We start from the raw sequence: 17,639 nt of genomic DNA, 5'->3' as shown, positions 1-17,639 counted from the left end.
TCCTTTCGACTTACCGCTATGTGCAGGCTAATATCGCGATGGTCGCATTATCCTGGTACGGATTCTCAAGCGCGAGGACATGCTGCAAAATAAACTCAGCCGCTTGCGGCGGCGGCATGCGAACCGCAACCTCCAGCAGCGGCTCAGACAATTCGTCATATACCCCGTCGCTGCACAATAAAATCCAGTCGCCCGCAGCTAAACGAAACGGCTTACGATTTACATCGATCTCGTCCAGCTTAGGAATCCCCAAATAACTGGTTAATAAATAACGTTCCGGATGCGTCTCCGCTTCCTCTCTCGTCAACTGGCCCTCTTTAACACGCAGATTCAGAACATTCGCGTATATATGGTCCCGCGTCAAAGGAATAAGCACACCGCGCCGGTACAAATAGATCCGGCTGTCGCCTACCGAGATCCAATACAGCATCCCTTCTTTAATAACGACGGCAACGAGCGTCGTTCCTACGTTCCATTCCAGCTCATGCTCCAGCGCCAGCTCACATACCGCTTTGTTCGCCTCATGCAGCGCCTCCTCCAGCGCCTCGGAAACGGTCTCCCCGGCCGTTTTTTCCAAATATTCATTCAACATAGTTTGCACGGCAAGCTGGCTTGCCTCCTTACCCATGTCGAGGCCGCCCATTCCATCGGCAAGCACGGCGAACATACCATAGCGCTTAACGGCCTCCGGATCGTGCAAATCCGAGAAGCCAAAGGCGTCCTGCTGCTCCTCGCGCGCTCCGATATGCTGAGCACTACCTGGTATGACCTCGGTAAAAGAATGACTCGAGCGCTCCTGATTAATGAAATGTCTGATTTCAAAATATACCGTAAGCAATATGCCGAGACTGATCGTACACCACATGAGCACCATTCCAATAAAATCAACTTGCTGCTTCGTCCATACCTTCTCAAGCTGCTCGGCCGGAATAACATCTAATCCGATATAGGCGATAACGAGCAGCAAAAAAATAATCGACAAGCCATCGATCATCCCTTTTTTGACCATACGATCCCCTGCCTCGTCTGAGCTTATAACTGCCAAAGAAAAGAACACAGCATCTGCAATATATTCATTTTTATTTGCGGAAGCTTCGATTTATACCACTTGGCAGCGAGCCCTCTTTCGCCCGCACAGGTACGGATAAAAAAAGATGACCCCCAAAATGCAGGAGCCATCTATTTTCCAGCCGCTTAACCTTTAATTCCCGTAGTAGCGATACCTTCCACAAAATATCGTTGAGCCAAGAAAAAGACGATAATGCACGGCAAGATCGCAAGTACTGACATGGCAAGCACCTGATTCCAGGGTGCGCTGCTGGAATTATCTAATGCCATTCTAAGCGCCAGCGCTACGGTATACTTCTTGACGCTAGTGATGTAGATGAGCGAATTGAAGAAGTCATTCCAGGTCCAAATGAATTCGAAGATGGCAGCCGATACCAATGCGGGCTTGGCAAGCGGAACCAAAATTTTAATAAGGATTGTAAACGAACCCCCACCGTCCATTTTTGCCGATTCATCGAGCTCGCGGGGAAGTCCGCGAAGGAACTGCAAAATCATGAACACGAAAAAGGCATTGGTCGCAAGAGCGGCTGGCACGATAAAGGGACTATAGCTATTGAGCCAGCCCATGTTTTTGAATAGAATGTATCGCGGAATGATCAGCACAGCCTGAGGAAGCATCAGCGTGGAGATCATAAGCGTAAAGAACAGCTTTTTCAGCGGGAAATGAAATCTGGCAAATCCGTATCCGACGATCGTGCTTGACACAACCGTCAAAATCACCGTCGGGATGACAAGCTTGAACGTATTTATGAAATAACCGGTGAACGTATATTGGCCTGCTCCAATCCATCCGTCAATGTAAGAATCCCATTGGATGTTGCTCGACCATAAGCCTATGGAACCGAAAATTTCTTCATTTGTTTTAAAAGAAGCTCCGAACAACCAAATTAAAGGGTAAACCATAACAAAACCGAACAGGCACATGAACACAAATACTGTGGTTTGCTGAATCTTACCTTCTCGTATCATTTCCGGTCACCTCCGTCCTCGTAGTGCGTCCAGTAGCTGGACGATTTGATCACTAGCGCGGTAATAGCGAAAATGATGAGAAACAGGATCCAGGAAAGCGCTGATGCATAACCCATTTTCAGAAACTTGAATGCTTCGTCATACAATTTCATGCCGTATAAATAAGTCGATTTCAAAGGTCCTCCGTCCGGTAAGATAACGAAGGCGCCGGTAAATTCCTGGAAGGCATTGACGGTCTGCATGACCAAATTGAACAGCAGGATTGGCGTCAGCAATGGAAGCGTGACAGTGAAAAACATACGAATTCGGGAAGCGCCGTCCACCCTGCCGACCTCATATAATTCCGAGGGGACTTGCTTAAGTCCGGCGAGGAAAAGTACCATGGATGATCCAAACTGCCATACGGCCAGCGTGGATATCGTAAATAGCGCGATATGGGGGCTCCCGAGCCAATCAACCGCCGGCAGGCCGACGTAGGATGAAATCTGGTTGACGATGCCTTCCTTCATAAACAGAAAGCGCCAAAGCACGGCTACGGCTACACTTCCTCCCAGAATAGAGGGGAGATAATAGACGGTTCGGAAGAAGTTAACCCCTCTCATCTTAACATTCAGAATAACCGCAACAAACAAGGCGAAAGCAACCTTAAGCGGGACGGCAATCAAACTGTAGATCAATGTCACCTTAAGCGATTGACTAAACATTTCGTCTTTAGTAAACATGCTGATATAGTTTTCGAATCCAATCCACTTAGGCGGACTGATCAAATCAAATGATGTGAAAGAATAATAAATGGATGTAAAAAAAGGATACAATTGAAAAATTAAAAAACCAGCGATCCAAGGACTTATGTAAAGCAAGCCCATATATTGCCTTCTCATCCGTTTTTGCTTGTTAGCTGTTGGCATAGATCTTCACCTCATCGGTCATGATGCGATTTCAGAAATTTTCTCATTAAACCGCTCGATCAATTCATCAGCCGCTTCTGCCGGTGAAAGTTTTTTGAAGGCGACCTTTTGCAAAACATCCTTTAACACCTCATTGATTTGCGAGTTTTGCGAGATCATGTTGTCCGGAATCGCCGGATTGGCTGATGCCACTTCTACCGCTTTCGAAACATGGATATCCAGCTTCTTCGCTTCGACAATTGCCTGCCTCGAAGACTCCACGGCTGGTACGGCACGGGAATCTCCGAGCGCGACAGCCGCCTCTTTATCCGTAAGTAACCAGTTTACGAATTTGGCTGCTTCCTCGATATGCTCCGATTTCTTATTTACGCTGATTACCTGCGAAGGGCGAACCAGTGAAGCTCCGGTTAAAGCGTTACCGAACATGGGCGGGACGATTGTTTGTGTTACAGTCCCTTGCGGCAAGGCACCGGAATATTTCGTTATTTCACTGCTCCAGGTGTCGATGCCGAGAAACTCCTGGTTGATCCACTTTGGATTTTGCTCCAGCTTCGCAGAGAAAAGCTGGCTATCGCCGTAAGGCTGGAAGACACCGGCTTCATAGGCATCAGCTACCCATTTAAACCCCTCTGCTGCCTGCTCCTTATTGAAGGAAAGCGTATTGTCGTTTTTGATGAGAGGAGCGTTGGTACGCTGCCTCAGAATGGAAGTAAACATCATTTGCACAATGCCTGCGTCGGCGTTCAACAAATAATATTTAGCATCCTTCTCACGAACTTTACGCGCAGCATCCAATAATGAATCCCAAGTAAACGGCTGATCCAGCGAAACGCCAAGTTGATCGGCCAACGTCTTATTTATGAGCATCGTACGGCCGTTGATGCCCATAGGCAGTCCGAGCGTTTCTTCATTGACAGTCATGAAATCCTTCAGAAATGTGCTGTCATACCGGGTAAGATCGATTGTTTTTTGTTTGCTAAGATCCAGCAGCAGCTCGCCGCTTTTATTGAGCTCTGCCAGCCAGGGTGCATCCAGCTGCATGATATCGGGTGCCGTTCCTCCCGCCAGCTGCGTTTTAATTTTCTGATCATACCCATCGAAACCGCCGTATTCCGCCTCAATCGTGACATGTGGATTGGTTTTCTTATACAGCTCGATTGCCGCCAATGTTGCTTGATGTCTCGTATCGCTTCCCCACCATGAAAAACGAAGAGTAATCGATTTGGATTTGTCCGCGGATTGGGACGTGTTCTTTACAGATTCGGCTGAACTGCAGCCTGTGAAAATGACAGCTGCTATCGTCAGCCAAGCAGCCATTCGCATCCAATTGGTTAAGATCTTCATTAAATTTCCCCCTGTTCGATTTGTGGAAGCACTTGCAAGTATTAGTGTAGCAAGGAAATGAAAGCGGTTAAATCCACCCTGTTTGATAAAAGATCCCTTACTTTAACCGTTTTCATACACATAAAATCGTTAAATAAGATTCATTTTTTGTCTTTTATCCTCATCTGAAGCTATTTGGTTGTCAGAGCTGTCTAATCCCCTATAATAGAAGTGAATCGTTCCATCGTATCAGAAGGGGGACTGGTTGTGTATAACTTGTTGATCGTTGATGACGAGAGCAAAATTCGCAAAGGGCTCCGTTCTTTTTTTCCCTGGCAAGATATCGGATTCCATGTCGTTTCCGAAGCTGCTAATGGCATTCAGGCGCTTGAATATTTGGAGAACCATCAAGTAGATGTAGTATTAACAGATATCGTTATGCCCAAAATGACCGGCATCGAGCTGGCGCAAGCTCTGCATAAGGGCAAGCATCCGGCAAAGGTCGTTTTCTTAACCGGTTATAAAGAATTCGAATACGCTAGAAAAGCGCTGGAATACGGCGTGAAACAGTATCTCGTAAAGCCGACGCAGTATAAGGAGATTACTGAAGTATTCGAAATCATACGGGCAGAGCTCGACCAGGAACACGCAACGCTTTCGGGTGAAACAAGCCCTGCCCTCGAGACGGAAGCCGATGATGCGGAGGTAGAGGAAAAAGGCTATCATGAGAAAAAAATTGCAGACATCGAGCAATATGTCGCCGAGCATTACGCCGAAGTCTCGCTAGAGTGCGTAGCCGAGGTGTTCCATATGAATAAACATTATTTAAGCAAGTATTTCAAAAAGTGGACCTCCGTTAATTTCTCGGATTATGTGCATTCCATTAAAATGAGGAAAGCTGCGGAGCTGCTGAGCGATTATAACAATCGGTCGTACGAGGTAGGACTTATCGTCGGATATGATAATGCCAAAAATTTCTCCAGAGCGTTCAAGCAGTACTATGGCAGAAGCCCCCGGGAGTTTCGCGATCATCCTCTGTAAGGCAGGGAAGGGGCAAACCGGAGATGAAGACAAAGTTTTTCTACAAGCATCTGATGACATTCATGGTACCGCTTATATTTGCTCTGATCCTTATGGGAGCGCTTACGATTGCGGTGACCCAGACTTATATCAAATCGAGCATCAATGACAACTCCATGAACCTGCTTCGGCAAACGAAGGAGAACATCGAGCTCATATTAGGTGAATCCGACCCGATGAGCCTGGTGTACGGAACCAGCAATAAGGTGCTTCAATCCGTCAGCTCCATTCTCCGTAACCGTTCACTGAATCAGGAAGAATTGATTTCATTTGATATTATTGACAGTTTTATGAGCGCACCCGCTGATGCAAGACCGTATATCGACTCCTTCTATTTGTATCTTTCTAATACGAACGGCCGTTTTTTATCATCGAAGGACGGAATCTCTTATTTTTCCAGCTTTTACGACACGGCTTGGTACAAGAGCTATCAGGAAAAGGACAAGAAGATTCCGCAGTGGATCGAAACGCGCGAGGTTCGTCCTTATTCGTTCGAAGCCGAGCCAAGGAAAATGCTGTCCATCTACCGCCGCATTGATGCTCCGAACGGTGTGCTGGTATTAAATATTAAACACGAATATATACAGAATCTGATTAATTCCTTATCTACCATGCGGGAGCAAAGAGTACTGGTCATGGATGGCGATAATCGCATCATCTTTGGCCACGGAATTGGCGAATATTTGGACGAAGCAAAGTTAAGGGAAATCGTCGCAAAGCCGGATTTATCTACTCTAACGGTTAAGACGGAGAAGGACTCTTATATTGTGTCCAAAATCCACTCTCCCAGGTATAGCTGGAATTATATTTCCATCGTTCCGCAAAGCTCCCTCTATCAAGTGCCTGTTTTAATTATAAAAGTTGCAATCACGCTGCTTGTGTTGTCTATTGTGATTGGATTTGCGTTCGCGCTAATTATGACCAGAAAAAATTATCGGCAAATTTCCGGCATCATCCGGATCATTCAGCTTGCTGAAAGCGAACGGCCCCTTCCATCGACAGTGCCGCGCTATAATGATGAATATGGTCTAATCGTCCATAAAATCGTCAAGACGTTTATAGAACAAAGCTACTTGAAGGTACAGCTTTCAGAACGGAGGTACAAGCTGCAGGCGGCGCAAATGACTGCTTTGCAGGCTCAAATAAACCCTCATTTTCTGTTTAATACGCTGGAAACGTTAAATTGGGAAACGATCGCGCTGACCGGCATGCCGAATCAGGCGAATACGATTATCGATCACTTATCCAAAATATTACGCTATTCGTTAACAGATCCCGCAGAAACCGTAACGCTCGACACGGAATTGCTTAATCTCCGGCATTATATCGAAATCCAGAAATTCCGCTATGAGGATAAGTTCGACATGGAGTGGGATATTGAACAGAATGTCGGAAATATTCGTGTGACGAAGCTTTTGTTCCAGCCAATTGTCGAGAACAGTATCTATCATGGCGTCAAGGAAAGCGAACATTTCTGCACCATCAAAATTAGAATCAAAAAGGCAGGGCGCTATCTGGAAATGGCCGTGGTTGATAACGGGATGGGAATGAACCGAAAGGCATTAGGAGATTTACGGGAACGTCTCTCATTAGAAGGGGATTCTTCCGAAAGAATCGGGCTTATGAACACCAATAAGCGTATTCAATTAGCTTACGGGGATGATTATGGCCTTCAGATTCGAAGCAAGAAGGGATTCGGTACGGCCGTCTATATTCGGGTGCCCCTATCCTGATGAACGTAACGCCTTGCCGCAAAAAAATCCTCCTGCCGTTCACAATGACTTGTGCGGCAGGAGGATTCTCTTATTCGCGAATGCCCGCGAAGTATGATTGATTACTTGCTCATAATGTCTTTCACGGTTGTGTCAAGTTTATCAAGCAATTGATCTCTGTTGATTTGAGCGCCTAAATATTCCTGCATCGCTGCGCCGAACCCTTGGATCGTGCCGTCCGGGAAACGGTCCCATTGCCAGCCGAGCGCCGTGGAAGCTTGCTCCTGAATGGAAGCCGCAATCGGTCCGATTTCATCCTCTGTCGCCTTAATAGTTGTCAGAGCCGGCATAAATTTAAAATCTTTAGTCAAAAACGTTTTCCCGGTTTCAGATGAAACCAGCCAGTTTAAGAAAGCTTTCGCTTCTTCCGGATGATCGGACTTGCTGTTGACGATCCAGTTGCTCGGAACGCCTACGAATACACGGCCTTCGGAATCGTTAATCGGAAGAGGAAGAACCCCAAGGTTCAAGTCCGGATTCACTTTGTCGATATCAGGCTGCGTCCAGTTGCCTTGCTGCATCATGGCCGTTTTTCCTGCCGCAAATTCCGCAACTTGTGTCGCGTAGTCCGTCGTCAGCTTTTTCTTCTGCGCATTGTTGAAGATCAGGTCGACAAGGTTCAGCCATTCCTCGAACTGCTTGTTTCCTTTAATCGTCGTCTTGCCTGCTTTCAAATCCTCGGCAAATTGAGCCGGGTCAGGCTGGTTGGCAAGCGCTACGTTGAGCAAATGAATACCCAGGGACCACCATTCGTTTGTCGTTTCAAAAGGAGTAATACCTGCAGCCTGCAGCTTTTTCACGGTATCCGTTAACTGGGAAAGAGTTTTCGGCGTTTCGGTAATGCCCGCTTTGGCGAACAAGTCTTTGTTGTAAATCAAGCCGTACCCTTCCGTGTTCATCGGCATGCCGTAAAGCTTGCCATCTACTGTTGTAGGGACTTTAGCCATTTCCAAAACGTCTTTTGTCCAAGGCTCGCTGCTTAGATCGGTTGCCCGGTCCATGTAAGGTACAAGCGCCGTGAACCCGCCGTTCGTGAAAATTTCAGGCTCGGAACCGGCTGCAAATTCCGCTTTCAGCAATGCGCCGTAATCTTCGCCGCCGCCATGCGTCTCGATATCGACATGTACGCCGGTTTCTTTCTCATATTCTTCTGCCATTCTGTTCAATGCATCGGCAATTTCTACTTTAAATTGGAAAACTCTAATCGAAACTTTTTCTGTTTTTGCGTTGTCTGCTGCAGGAGTATTGCTATTGTCCGCTTTACCGCATGCTGCCAATATCGAAGTCATCAAAACAATAGCCAACGCAATCGATGTAAACCTTTTCATTTAAAGACCTCCCATTTCTTGTATTTTTGTTTTTCTAGGCCCATTATATTATGGAGCTTGGGCCTTAAACACAGACGATGTTGATCAAAAAGGTGGAACATGTTGTTTAGCCTTTAACGGAGCCTGCTGTAATTCCCTCTACAATATATTTTTGCAAAGCAAGGAAAAACACGATGATCGGAGCAATCCCGATCGTAAGCCCGGCCAATGCCATATCCCATTGCTTCGTGTACTGCCCGAAAAATCTGGTGATAGCCAGCGGGATCGTCAACAATTCTTTATTGCCGCCTATTACGAGTACCGGAAGCAAATAATCGTTCCAAATCCACAAGCTGTTGAGGATGATAATGGTCGCCATAATGGGACGAAGCAGTGGAAACACGATTTTGAAAAATACGCCGTACGGCGTGCATCCGTCCACTACCGCAGCTTCTTCAATTTCCAGCGGCACCGTTTTGATAAATCCATGGAACAAAAATACGGATAATGCCAAACCGAAGCCGAGGTAACAAACGACGATCCCGAGCAAATTGCCCCGTAGTTCCAGCAAGCTGGTGATGCGCACCAATTGAAGCATGACGGATTGAAACGGAATAATCATGGATGCCACGAACACGTTGAACAAAATTTTATTAAATAACGTAGGCATGCGCACTAAGCGGTAAGCGGTCATGGAGCTGACCAGAACGATACCAGTCACGCTGATGACTGTAATTTGAAACGAGTTAAACATCACTTTCGGGAAATCGATAATATCCCACACTTTAACGTAGTTGCTCCAGTGGTACGTTAAAGGCAATGATGCCGCATCGACCAAAATTTCACCCAACGTTTTTACCGAGTTGTTCAAAACAAAATAAAACGGTGATAAAAATAGCAGCGCGGCTATTACAGCGACAATTTCCAGAACCAATAATCCGATATTATACTTTTCGGCCCGTTCCATTATGCTTCAACCTCCTTACGCTTAGTTACCCATACCTGCACAATGGTAATGATGGATACGCCTATGAAGAACAGCATCGCTTTAGCGGTACCTAATCCATAGCGGTTGTTATTCAGCGCTTCCGCATAAATGTTGTAGGCAAGCGATTGCGTGGATGTACCCGGTCCGCCTTTCGTTAACGAGAGGTTCAAATCGAATGTTTTGAAAGCATTGGATATCGTCAAGAACAAACAGATGGTTACTGCCGGCATAATTAACGGAACTAAAACGCTTTTCAACATTTGCCAGTAATTGGCGCCGTCGATATGAGCCGCTTCAATCAAATCTTTTGGTACCCCTGATAAAGCAGCGATATAAATGACCATCATATACCCGACTGTCTGCCAAATGAAGACGATCACGATTCCCCAAAATGCTGTATTCGGCGTTCCCAGCCAAGGCAGTTCGAAAAACGGAATGTGAGTCAGATCCCCGACTGTACTAAACCCTTTTGTAAATATAAACTGCCATATAAAACCTAATAATATTCCACCGATTACGTTCGGCATAAAGAAAATGGTGCGAAGCATATTTCTTGTTTTGAGCGGCTTTACTAATAAAACAGCAAGCAAAAACGCCAAAACATTGATAGCGACTACCGTAATAAGCGTAAATTTGATCGTAAACCAGAAGGACTCCCAAAATTTATCGTCCGACATGATTCTCTCCAAATTGGCCATGCCTGTCCAGGTCGCTTTATCCATGTCCAGACCGTTCCAATCGGTAAACGAATAATAAAACCCGAGTAAAAATGGGATTAATACAATAACAGTGAAAAATAATAGCCCTGGTCCGACAAATACCGTTTGCTGAAACCATTGACTGAGTCTGTTTCTCTTGTACATATTGACTCCCCTTTCAAAATGAACTATGTTTTCTTTGATCGTTCCATGGTTTAAGTATAGGATGTATGATTGTGCAAAAACACCGATAATGATGTCGAACAAGGTGGAATATATTGATCTTTGCTGCATCAATGTGATTTGAATCATTCCGAATATAAGGGGATTGCCATGTTTAAAATGAGTATTCGCAATAAATTAATGGTGCTGCTGCTCACGGTTACCATCATCCCGATCACAACATCCATTATTATTACTAATGTCTACATTAAAAATTCAGTAACGGATGAATCCATACGAGAAAATATGAACCTTCTCTCCTTAGGAAAAAGCAATATTATGAACTACATGGACATTATTAATCAAACATCGCTTGGGGTTTATAACGCATTAAATTCGCCGGGATCTTTGTTTCGCATTATCGAGCGGAAGAACGAGACGCCTGCAGGAGAAGTTGATTTTGCGGACCGCACGATCATCAATTCCCACCTTTTAAATATGTATCAATCGTTTAAGGATATTTATCAAATCCATCTGCAGCTTTCCAAACGAGACCAATCCTATTTATTGACCCGCAGGTTTTTCCGCGGTCCCGAGCGAACGGAATACACGATTCCCACGGGTGCCCCCGCCGGAAATTCCAAACCGTTTTTGGAAGCGACACATCAAAGCCACAGCTACAAGATGCAGTGGAATAATTCCGATCCCAAAGAGACGGTTTTTACCTTTCATCGGCCCGTTATCAATACGCCAAGCGATGAGGTTATCGGGTATTTGTCTATCGATGTGTCCACGAAAGCGCTGTTTGATATTTGCAAGCAGCTTTATGTCGAAAGCGAGGAAAACTTGTATATTTTCGATGGTCACGGAAATATAATCTATCCTGCGCAGCCGGATTTATCGGGAAAGGCGCTTAGTGAGGAATGGCTTCAAACGATTTTCCAAAAGCAAGAAGAAGCAGGGCATTTTGAATGGAAAGATCACAGCTTTGCCGGTATTATCATGTACGATAAAATGAAAACTAACTATTTGGACTGGACAATCGTCAAGCTGCAGCCGTATTCTCATCTGTATAAAAGCTCCAGTCAAATTACCCGCCTCAACAGCATGATCGTAGCCGTGTTTCTAGTTATCGTTGTGATCGCAACTTTGTTTATTTCCGTGCATTTTACAGAACCGATTAAAAAACTGATTAGTTATATGAACAAAGTGCAAGCCGGCAATTTGAACATGGATATTGAAATTAAAGGTAATGATGAGATCGGCATTCTGACCCGGCGGTTCGATGCGATGATCCATACGGTCAACGATTTAATAAACCGGGAATACCGGCTTGAAATTGCCAACAAAACGAATCAGCTGAAAGCGATGCAGGCGCAAATCAATCCGCATTTTATGAACAATACGCTGCAGTCGATCGGAACGCTTGCCCTGCAGTTAAAGGCTCCAAAAATTTACTCGCTGGTCGCGTCTCTTGGACGGATTATGCGTTATAACATGAATACGAATGATACGGTCGTACCGTTATCGCTCGAAATTCAACATGTGAAAGACTATTTGGATTTGCAGCAGCAGCGCTTTGGAGATAAGCTGGAGGTTTCTTTTGACATCGAAGAGTCGACAAATTCGATTGCAGTGCCTAAAATGCTGCTGCAGCCGCTCGCAGAAAATTATTTCAAACACAGTTATGAGAAACGAAGCGCTCATGGACAAATCCGGATCGCTTCTTCCATCCATCACAGCGGATTTTTAGTCATTTCCGTAGAGGATAACGGCAGCGGAATGCCGGTTGATGAGCTCGAGCAGCTGCGTCATCAATTAAACAAGCCGCTCAATATGCTGATGGAGGGGCAAAAAAGCATTGGACTCAGCAACGTTCTCATGAGACTGCGTTTGTATTTCAACGAATCGGCAAAAATGGAAGTCGATAATCTGCAGCCAGCCGGCTTCAAAGTAACATTATGGATACCAAATGACACCAATGACAAAGGAGAGACAACCTAATGAACGTATTGATTGTAGATGATGAACAGCATGTGCGTGACGCAATCAAGCTGCTGGTTGATTGGGACTCCCTCGGCATAAACACGGTCTTGGAAGCGGAAAACGGCCAAGCCGCGATCGAAATGGTCGAGCAGCACAAGCCGGAAATTATTATGACGGATATGATGATGCCGATCAAAAACGGCGTTGATTTGCTCGCGTGGCTGCAAAACTATTCGCCGTGCAGCAAAAAAATCGTGATCAGCGGCCACGACGATTTCGAGCTTGTACGGAATACGATTAAATTCGGCGGCATGGATTATTTGTTAAAACCGATTGATCCGGATCAATTAAATGAAGCGCTCGCCAGGGCAAAGGATTGCTGGGAGAAAGAGGAACTTTCCAGGCATGAACTTTGCAAACAAAATATTCAGATCAATCAATCCAAGCCGGTATATTGGGATAAAGTATTATCCAATATGGTGTCGGAACCGAATTACTACAGCTCCATCCAAGACGATTTGCGCAGCGAATTCGGTATCACGGAAGAAATGAAGCAATGTCAAATCGTCATATTAAGCATTGATACGATGGAACGCGTTATTTTGAACAAATTTGCAAATCACCGTGCTTTGCTGTTTTTCTCGCTTACGAATATTTGCAACGAGTTTTTGCGCAAAAAAAATAACGGTTTCGCCTTCCGGTATTGGAATAGCGACCACGAAATTATTCTCCTATGCTGGCAGGGCTTCGATACCCTGCAGCAGCTGCTGAGCCAAATCAACGAGGGCATTTATGCCGCGCTTCACGGACGGTTCGATTTTGGCGTCGGTACCGTGCAGCTGTTCCCAAAAGGGATTCAGCAGTCGTACCGGGAAGCCCAAAACGCTTTAAAGCAGCGTAATATGCTGAAGAAAACGACATGGCTGCATGGATATGTAGCTAAAGATTCACCATTGCCTATCAACCTGCATTTGACCGATTACAGCGAAAAATTCCGGCTTGCCGTATGGAGCAGCAACGCGGATGAGATCCATGCTGCCGTCGCAGAATGGATCCGTGCCGTCAAGCAAATTCCAGCCATTAGTATTGAACAATTGGATCTGTGGTGGCATGAATATACAGTGCTCCGTTCCAAATGGCTGCGGTCGCTCTCCCCGGACAATTCTGAACTGGAGCTAACTAGCGAGAAAGACCGTTTTTTTACCGTGCTTATGGATGACCACGGGCGATTCTCCATCGAGCTTTGGCAGAAGGAGCTGGAGGAAAGCCTGCTTGCGCTCTCCAATTTGATTACCAAACAGCAGCAGCGCGAGAAGAATGTCATCTACGATGTTATCCAGTATATTGAAAGCCGCTATCAGCAGGAAATTACGCTGCAGGATATCGCCAACCAGTTTTTTTTAAGCCGGGAATATATTTCGCGCAAATTCAAACAGGTTACCGGCGAGAACCTGTCCGATTATCTAGTACGAATCCGTATTGAAAAAGCGAAGCTGCTGCTGTTAAACCCGAATTTAAAGATTTCTCAAATTGCCCTAATGGTCGGTTACACCGACGAGAAATATTTCAGCAAGGTGTTTAAGAAAATGTTGGAGCAATCGCCTAATGAGTATCGTAAACAGAATAAATGACATGCGGCCAGCGAAACACCTGGCAGCACAAACAGAAAAAAGCCAAGCTCTGTACGGAAGGCGTTAGCCTTTCGTATGAAGCTTGGCTTCTTTCTGTAATGAAGACCACCTACATAATCGGTGTGCCCTTCTTGATCGTCTTCATGTCGTTATTGGAGTTATTGAGCGCTGGCAGCATCTTCAAGCCGCTGACCATTGGTGCATGGCATATCAAACAAGTAGGAACGTGATCAAACGCAAAGTTATCGCGCATCCAACTGTTGCACCCTTCAGACTCGCATGTCCATACCTTCGTGTTTTCTTCCGGAATTTCTTCAAGCGGTTTTTTACGATTGTACATGGTCAGCCCCCTTCGCGCTAAAAAAGGAAAAACTGCCTCGAACTTAAGTAAGTAAGGGGCAGTTATCATTTATAAACAGCAGTGTATTTTGAATATTTGCTTCAAACTTGCAATTGATCTTATTGTACCATATTTCATCCAATAAAGGCAAATATCAGCCTAAACCTTAGCGCCTTTTTTTCGGAAGATCACAGTAGTAGGCAAACAGCTGCTCCACCGGTTTGAAATACAAATATCCGTCCTCCCATGGTTGAAAATGCAGGTCCATCCGGGAATCGCTCCAATTGGCCGGCGTTCCTGTCGTGCTTAATTTTCCAGGAAGTACCGGTTCCTCAATTACAGCAGGGAATTCCTGATATCCGAACAGCAGGTTTTCATGCAGCGCAATGATTTCGTATTTCGGTCCATGGAAGGCCCGCTCCTCCTGCAGCTGATAATGATAATAAATGTAGCTCGCAGCCATCTCCGGCTTCAAGTGCGCCACTCTGCCTACGCGCCGTTCTACGGCCTCTTTGCGAAGCCAATGGTCAATGCCCGCCGGCTCGTTAAAATGAAAGACGTCGATCATTGGAATCCACTTCCGCTTGTCCGGCTGACCCGGCCATTGTTCCAGATAGGGCGCCGTGTCCGGCAGCAGCTCCTCCGGCTCGATCATTCGGTTTACGCATTCGCAGTAAATGAAGACGTTGCGTTCCCATTTAAAACAGCCTACCGTCATGATTTCGCCTTGTTCAATAAGCTGATGTACGGCTGTCTCACGTTTTACCGCTTCTATCGCTTCTTTTTCAAAGCCATCGCTAATATGTCCCCGCGCAATTACTCTAAACATAACGTCCTTCGCTCCGCTCGTTTGTCGTTTATCGTTGATTCGTAGTGCCGCATCTATGTATGACTTGTCAAAAAGTTTGCTGTACGACACTATGCTGTCCATGAAGCACATAAAGGTATCATAAAGGAGGACAAGCGCAATATTCAATCGCTATTTCACAAAAATATGGCCTGAACGCCTGATTTTTTGATTGTTGGATATTCTAATAAATGAAGTTGTGCAACAAGACTAAAACGGAGGAGGATGACGGAGTTGGAAAGCACAAGCGAGTTTGTTGCAAAGGTAAAGGCGACGCAGCACAAGGCCGAGCTTAATAAGAGACGCAGAGGCAATGGCAGCCCGGCAAAAATGCTCGGCAATAAACAGCACAGCACGAATAAGTAAAATCGAACACAGGTAAACGAGCTGATGCCATCCCTTAGGTGGCATCAGCTCGTTTAGGTTGAATATTGATGAGGATAATATTCAATACGCGAATCCGCAACTATCGTCAAGCTGCTTTGTTCAACGTCATATTCCACTAGACCGTCCTTGACGTAATACCAGATTTTCAGCGTAGGCTGATCGTCGAACTCCTGGAAAACAAACACGTTAAGCTCATCCTTACAGGCAAGCAGCTCTTCGATCTTCTCACTCCATGCCACACTGACCGTAAACCTCGAGCCATCTCCTTGCGGAACAATCGTATACGCAACATCCTGCTTACTCGAATCGATAAACATCCGCCCGCCCACCGCGTGCTTAACCAGAAACGTTTGTTTCATTTTGAACCCCTCCTTAAAAGTTTGCGAATGCAAACTTACTTCGAAAGCGTATCCTTAAAAGTTTGCGAATGCAAACTTACTTCGAAAGCTTACGGCAAATCGATGAGCATAAAAAAAGCCTGTTCCTTGGCCGCAAGCACAAGCTCATCCGCAGCTTCAATCTGCGCCGTATCGCCTGCCGCCAGCGTTTCACCATGCACCTGAAGCTCACCCTCGACGATATATATAAATTGCTTGCGCCCGGGCTCCCCTGCGTAATCGAGCTGCTTCCCCTGCTCCAGCTTGCTTAAATAGATCGTCATATTTTGACCGATTGAAGCCGTCTGTTCCAGCGCTTGACCGGATACGACAGGGAGCAGCGCGTTATGCAGCTTGGCAGGATCGAACCGGCTGGCTTCATAGGATGGCGCGACGCCCCGTTCCTTCGGCATGAACCACAGCTGCAGCAAACGCAGCTCCTCTTCCTCCGAGGCGTTAATTTCCGTATGGATGACACCTGTACCGGCCGACATACGCTGCACTTCCCCAAACGAGGATACGACGGAGTTGCCCAAATTATCTTCATGCCTGATTAGACCGTTTAATACGATAGATACAATTTCCATGTCGCTGTGGGGATGGGCGCCAAAGCCTTTTCCAGGAGCTAAATAATCGTCATTGCATACACGCATGACACTAAAGCCCGTGCGATTCGGATCATAATAGGCACCGAATGAGAAGCTTGGCTGGCTGCGCAGCCAGCCAAGATCTGCCGAATGCCGCTCAGCAGCGGGAAATACGTTGATCATAAGTCTCTCCTCCAAATAACCGTTATTTACTTACTTATTTATAGCAGGTTTCAGCCTAGCTAGCAAGCTGCAATTACAGGTTAGCGCACAGCGCGAAGAGGCAGCCGATTTCTTTTGGAGAAACCGCCTGCCTCTCTGCCCCGCAGCTATCCGCGAGCCTCAATCCCGGACAGGATTACGCAGCGGCTCGAAGCCATCGATATGGCATTCCACCATATCGCCATCACGGATAACGACAGCGCCCGGGGTACCTGTCATAATAATATCGCCTGGCAGCAGCGTCATCACCTGCGAATGAAAGGCAACGGCATACCAAGGACGAAATTTCATGTTGAACACTTTGTTCCGGTGCGCGACCTTGCCGTTAAGCGCCGTCTCCACTTGAAGGTCAAGCGGATCGGGAAATTCATCCTTCGTAATCAGCTGCGGCCCAAAGCTGAAGAAGGTGTCGAAGCTTTTGGCTCTCGTTAAGTATCGTTGATTTCTGGCGTGAATGTCCGATGCCGTTACGTCGATCGTCGTCGTATAGCCAGCAATGACATCGTATACCTCGGCCTCTGTTATGTTTTTGCATGTCTTGCCGATAATGATGCCGAGCTCAGCTTCCGCCGTTATTTGCCCGGCCCCTTGCGGAATGCGAATCGCATCGCATGGTCCGATAATAGTCGTATCCGGCTTCATGAAGCTGACAGGCTCGTCACTCGGATCAGCTGCCGCAAGCTCGGCGGCATCCTTCACATAGTTCAGGCCGATACCCCAAATTTTGCGCGGATGACGATAAAGAGGCGCGTATTCCACCTCAGCATGGGGGATAGCCGCCAACTGCTTCAGCTTTTCCTTACCGCCCTCTTCATACCAATGGGTTACAGCCTCCAGCTCGCCAAGACGAATAAGCTCGAACAGCTCCTTGCTCCAGCCCGTCCCTTCCGCTTCATTAATTGTTTCTATAAGAACAAGCCCGTTCGCGCACGGAAGCGCGGCAAGCTCCTGCCCATTAACTTTTACAGTCGATAGCTTCACAGAATA

The 17,639-nt window shown here is 46.2% G+C and carries 17 protein-coding genes; 5 read left to right on the top strand and 12 right to left on the bottom strand.

All coding sequences use genetic code 11. From position 1 onward, the window contains the following. Positions 1 to 16: 16 nt before the first annotated feature. From AC0YNZ_RS12905 to AC0YNZ_RS12890, 4 genes are all read right to left on the bottom strand, one after another. On the bottom strand, positions 17 to 1,009 hold the full coding sequence (locus tag AC0YNZ_RS12905; RefSeq protein ID WP_475826984.1) for a PP2C family protein-serine/threonine phosphatase: 993 nt from the start codon (positions 1,007 to 1,009) through the stop codon (positions 17 to 19). A 185-nt stretch (positions 1,010 to 1,194) separates the two neighbouring features. Then, positions 1,195 to 2,037 (bottom strand): carbohydrate ABC transporter permease, encoded by an 843-nt coding sequence (locus tag AC0YNZ_RS12900; protein ID WP_475826983.1) that lies wholly within the window; start codon positions 2,035 to 2,037, stop codon positions 1,195 to 1,197. After that, entirely contained in the window at positions 2,034 to 2,945 is a 912-nt protein-coding gene (locus AC0YNZ_RS12895) for a carbohydrate ABC transporter permease (RefSeq protein ID WP_475826982.1), read from the bottom strand. Before AC0YNZ_RS12895 ends, AC0YNZ_RS12900 begins: the two co-directional genes overlap by 4 nt. A gap of 18 nt (positions 2,946 to 2,963) precedes the next feature. After that, on the bottom strand, positions 2,964 to 4,289 hold the full coding sequence (locus AC0YNZ_RS12890; RefSeq protein WP_475826981.1) for an ABC transporter substrate-binding protein: 1,326 nt from the start codon (positions 4,287 to 4,289) through the stop codon (positions 2,964 to 2,966). A 246-nt stretch (positions 4,290 to 4,535) separates the two neighbouring features. On the opposite strand from AC0YNZ_RS12890, the gene AC0YNZ_RS12885 reads away from it, so the two are divergent. Both AC0YNZ_RS12885 and AC0YNZ_RS12880 read left to right on the top strand, forming a co-directional pair. Beyond that, positions 4,536 to 5,309 (top strand): response regulator transcription factor, encoded by a 774-nt coding sequence (locus tag AC0YNZ_RS12885; RefSeq protein WP_475826980.1) that lies wholly within the window; start codon positions 4,536 to 4,538, stop codon positions 5,307 to 5,309. 23 nt (positions 5,310 to 5,332) lie between these two features. Then, positions 5,333 to 7,081: a sensor histidine kinase gene (locus tag AC0YNZ_RS12880; RefSeq protein ID WP_475826979.1), complete on the top strand. Its 1,749-nt coding sequence runs from the start codon at positions 5,333 to 5,335 to the stop codon at positions 7,079 to 7,081. Positions 7,082 to 7,182: 101 nt separating this feature from the next. Here the strand turns inward: AC0YNZ_RS12880 and AC0YNZ_RS12875 are convergent, their stop codons facing one another. From AC0YNZ_RS12875 to AC0YNZ_RS12865, 3 genes are all read right to left on the bottom strand, one after another. Next, entirely contained in the window at positions 7,183 to 8,448 is a 1,266-nt protein-coding gene (locus tag AC0YNZ_RS12875; protein ID WP_475826978.1) for an ABC transporter substrate-binding protein, read from the bottom strand. A 106-nt stretch (positions 8,449 to 8,554) separates the two neighbouring features. Continuing rightward, positions 8,555 to 9,394 carry a carbohydrate ABC transporter permease gene (locus AC0YNZ_RS12870; RefSeq protein WP_475826977.1) on the bottom strand — a complete coding sequence of 280 codons (840 nt, stop codon included), beginning with the start codon at positions 9,392 to 9,394 and terminating at the stop codon, positions 8,555 to 8,557. Further along, on the bottom strand, positions 9,394 to 10,278 hold the full coding sequence (locus AC0YNZ_RS12865; protein ID WP_475826976.1) for a carbohydrate ABC transporter permease: 885 nt from the start codon (positions 10,276 to 10,278) through the stop codon (positions 9,394 to 9,396). Before AC0YNZ_RS12865 ends, AC0YNZ_RS12870 begins: the two co-directional genes overlap by 1 nt. 168 nt (positions 10,279 to 10,446) lie before the next feature. Between AC0YNZ_RS12865 and AC0YNZ_RS12860 the strand changes: the two genes are divergently transcribed. Together AC0YNZ_RS12860 and AC0YNZ_RS12855 are read left to right on the top strand one after the other, a co-directional pair. Continuing rightward, positions 10,447 to 12,279 carry a cache domain-containing sensor histidine kinase gene (locus tag AC0YNZ_RS12860; RefSeq protein WP_475826975.1) on the top strand — a complete coding sequence of 611 codons (1,833 nt, stop codon included), beginning with the start codon at positions 10,447 to 10,449 and terminating at the stop codon, positions 12,277 to 12,279. Beyond that, the gene (locus AC0YNZ_RS12855; protein WP_475826974.1) at positions 12,279 to 13,892 is read left to right on the top strand and encodes a response regulator transcription factor; all 1,614 of its coding nucleotides are present in this window, start codon (positions 12,279 to 12,281) and stop codon (positions 13,890 to 13,892) included. Before AC0YNZ_RS12860 ends, AC0YNZ_RS12855 begins: the two co-directional genes overlap by 1 nt. Before the next feature lie 109 nt (positions 13,893 to 14,001). Here AC0YNZ_RS12855 and AC0YNZ_RS12850 read toward each other — a convergent pair whose 3' ends face one another. Both AC0YNZ_RS12850 and AC0YNZ_RS12845 read right to left on the bottom strand, forming a co-directional pair. Continuing rightward, entirely contained in the window at positions 14,002 to 14,232 is a 231-nt protein-coding gene (locus AC0YNZ_RS12850) for a cold-shock protein (protein WP_110770127.1), read from the bottom strand. A 166-nt stretch (positions 14,233 to 14,398) separates the two neighbouring features. Next, on the bottom strand, positions 14,399 to 15,061 hold the full coding sequence (locus AC0YNZ_RS12845; protein WP_475826973.1) for a hypothetical protein: 663 nt from the start codon (positions 15,059 to 15,061) through the stop codon (positions 14,399 to 14,401). Positions 15,062 to 15,304: 243 nt separating this feature from the next. On the opposite strand from AC0YNZ_RS12845, the gene AC0YNZ_RS12840 reads away from it, so the two are divergent. Next, positions 15,305 to 15,445 carry a DUF4023 family protein gene (locus AC0YNZ_RS12840; RefSeq protein WP_110770125.1) on the top strand — a complete coding sequence of 47 codons (141 nt, stop codon included), beginning with the start codon at positions 15,305 to 15,307 and terminating at the stop codon, positions 15,443 to 15,445. 53 nt (positions 15,446 to 15,498) lie between these two features. On the opposite strand, the gene AC0YNZ_RS12835 is transcribed toward AC0YNZ_RS12840, so the two are convergent. The 3 genes from AC0YNZ_RS12835 to AC0YNZ_RS12825 all read right to left on the bottom strand — a co-directional run bounded on the left by AC0YNZ_RS12835 (position 15,499) and on the right by AC0YNZ_RS12825 (position 17,633). Further along, positions 15,499 to 15,825: a hypothetical protein gene (locus AC0YNZ_RS12835; protein ID WP_475826972.1), complete on the bottom strand. Its 327-nt coding sequence runs from the start codon at positions 15,823 to 15,825 to the stop codon at positions 15,499 to 15,501. Positions 15,826 to 15,914: 89 nt separating this feature from the next. Then, positions 15,915 to 16,613, bottom strand: coding sequence for a pirin family protein (locus AC0YNZ_RS12830; RefSeq protein ID WP_475826971.1), 699 nt, complete (start codon positions 16,611 to 16,613; stop codon positions 15,915 to 15,917). A 159-nt stretch (positions 16,614 to 16,772) separates the two neighbouring features. Further along, complete coding sequence (locus AC0YNZ_RS12825) at positions 16,773 to 17,633, bottom strand: fumarylacetoacetate hydrolase family protein (RefSeq protein ID WP_475826970.1); 861 nt, start codon at positions 17,631 to 17,633, stop codon at positions 16,773 to 16,775. Positions 17,634 to 17,639 lie beyond the last annotated feature (6 nt).

The sequence above is a fragment of the Paenibacillus sp. J2L1-98 genome (assembly GCF_056269405.1).
Note: the sequence above shows the minus strand (reverse complement) of the source record. Positions and strands in the feature narration are given on the sequence as shown.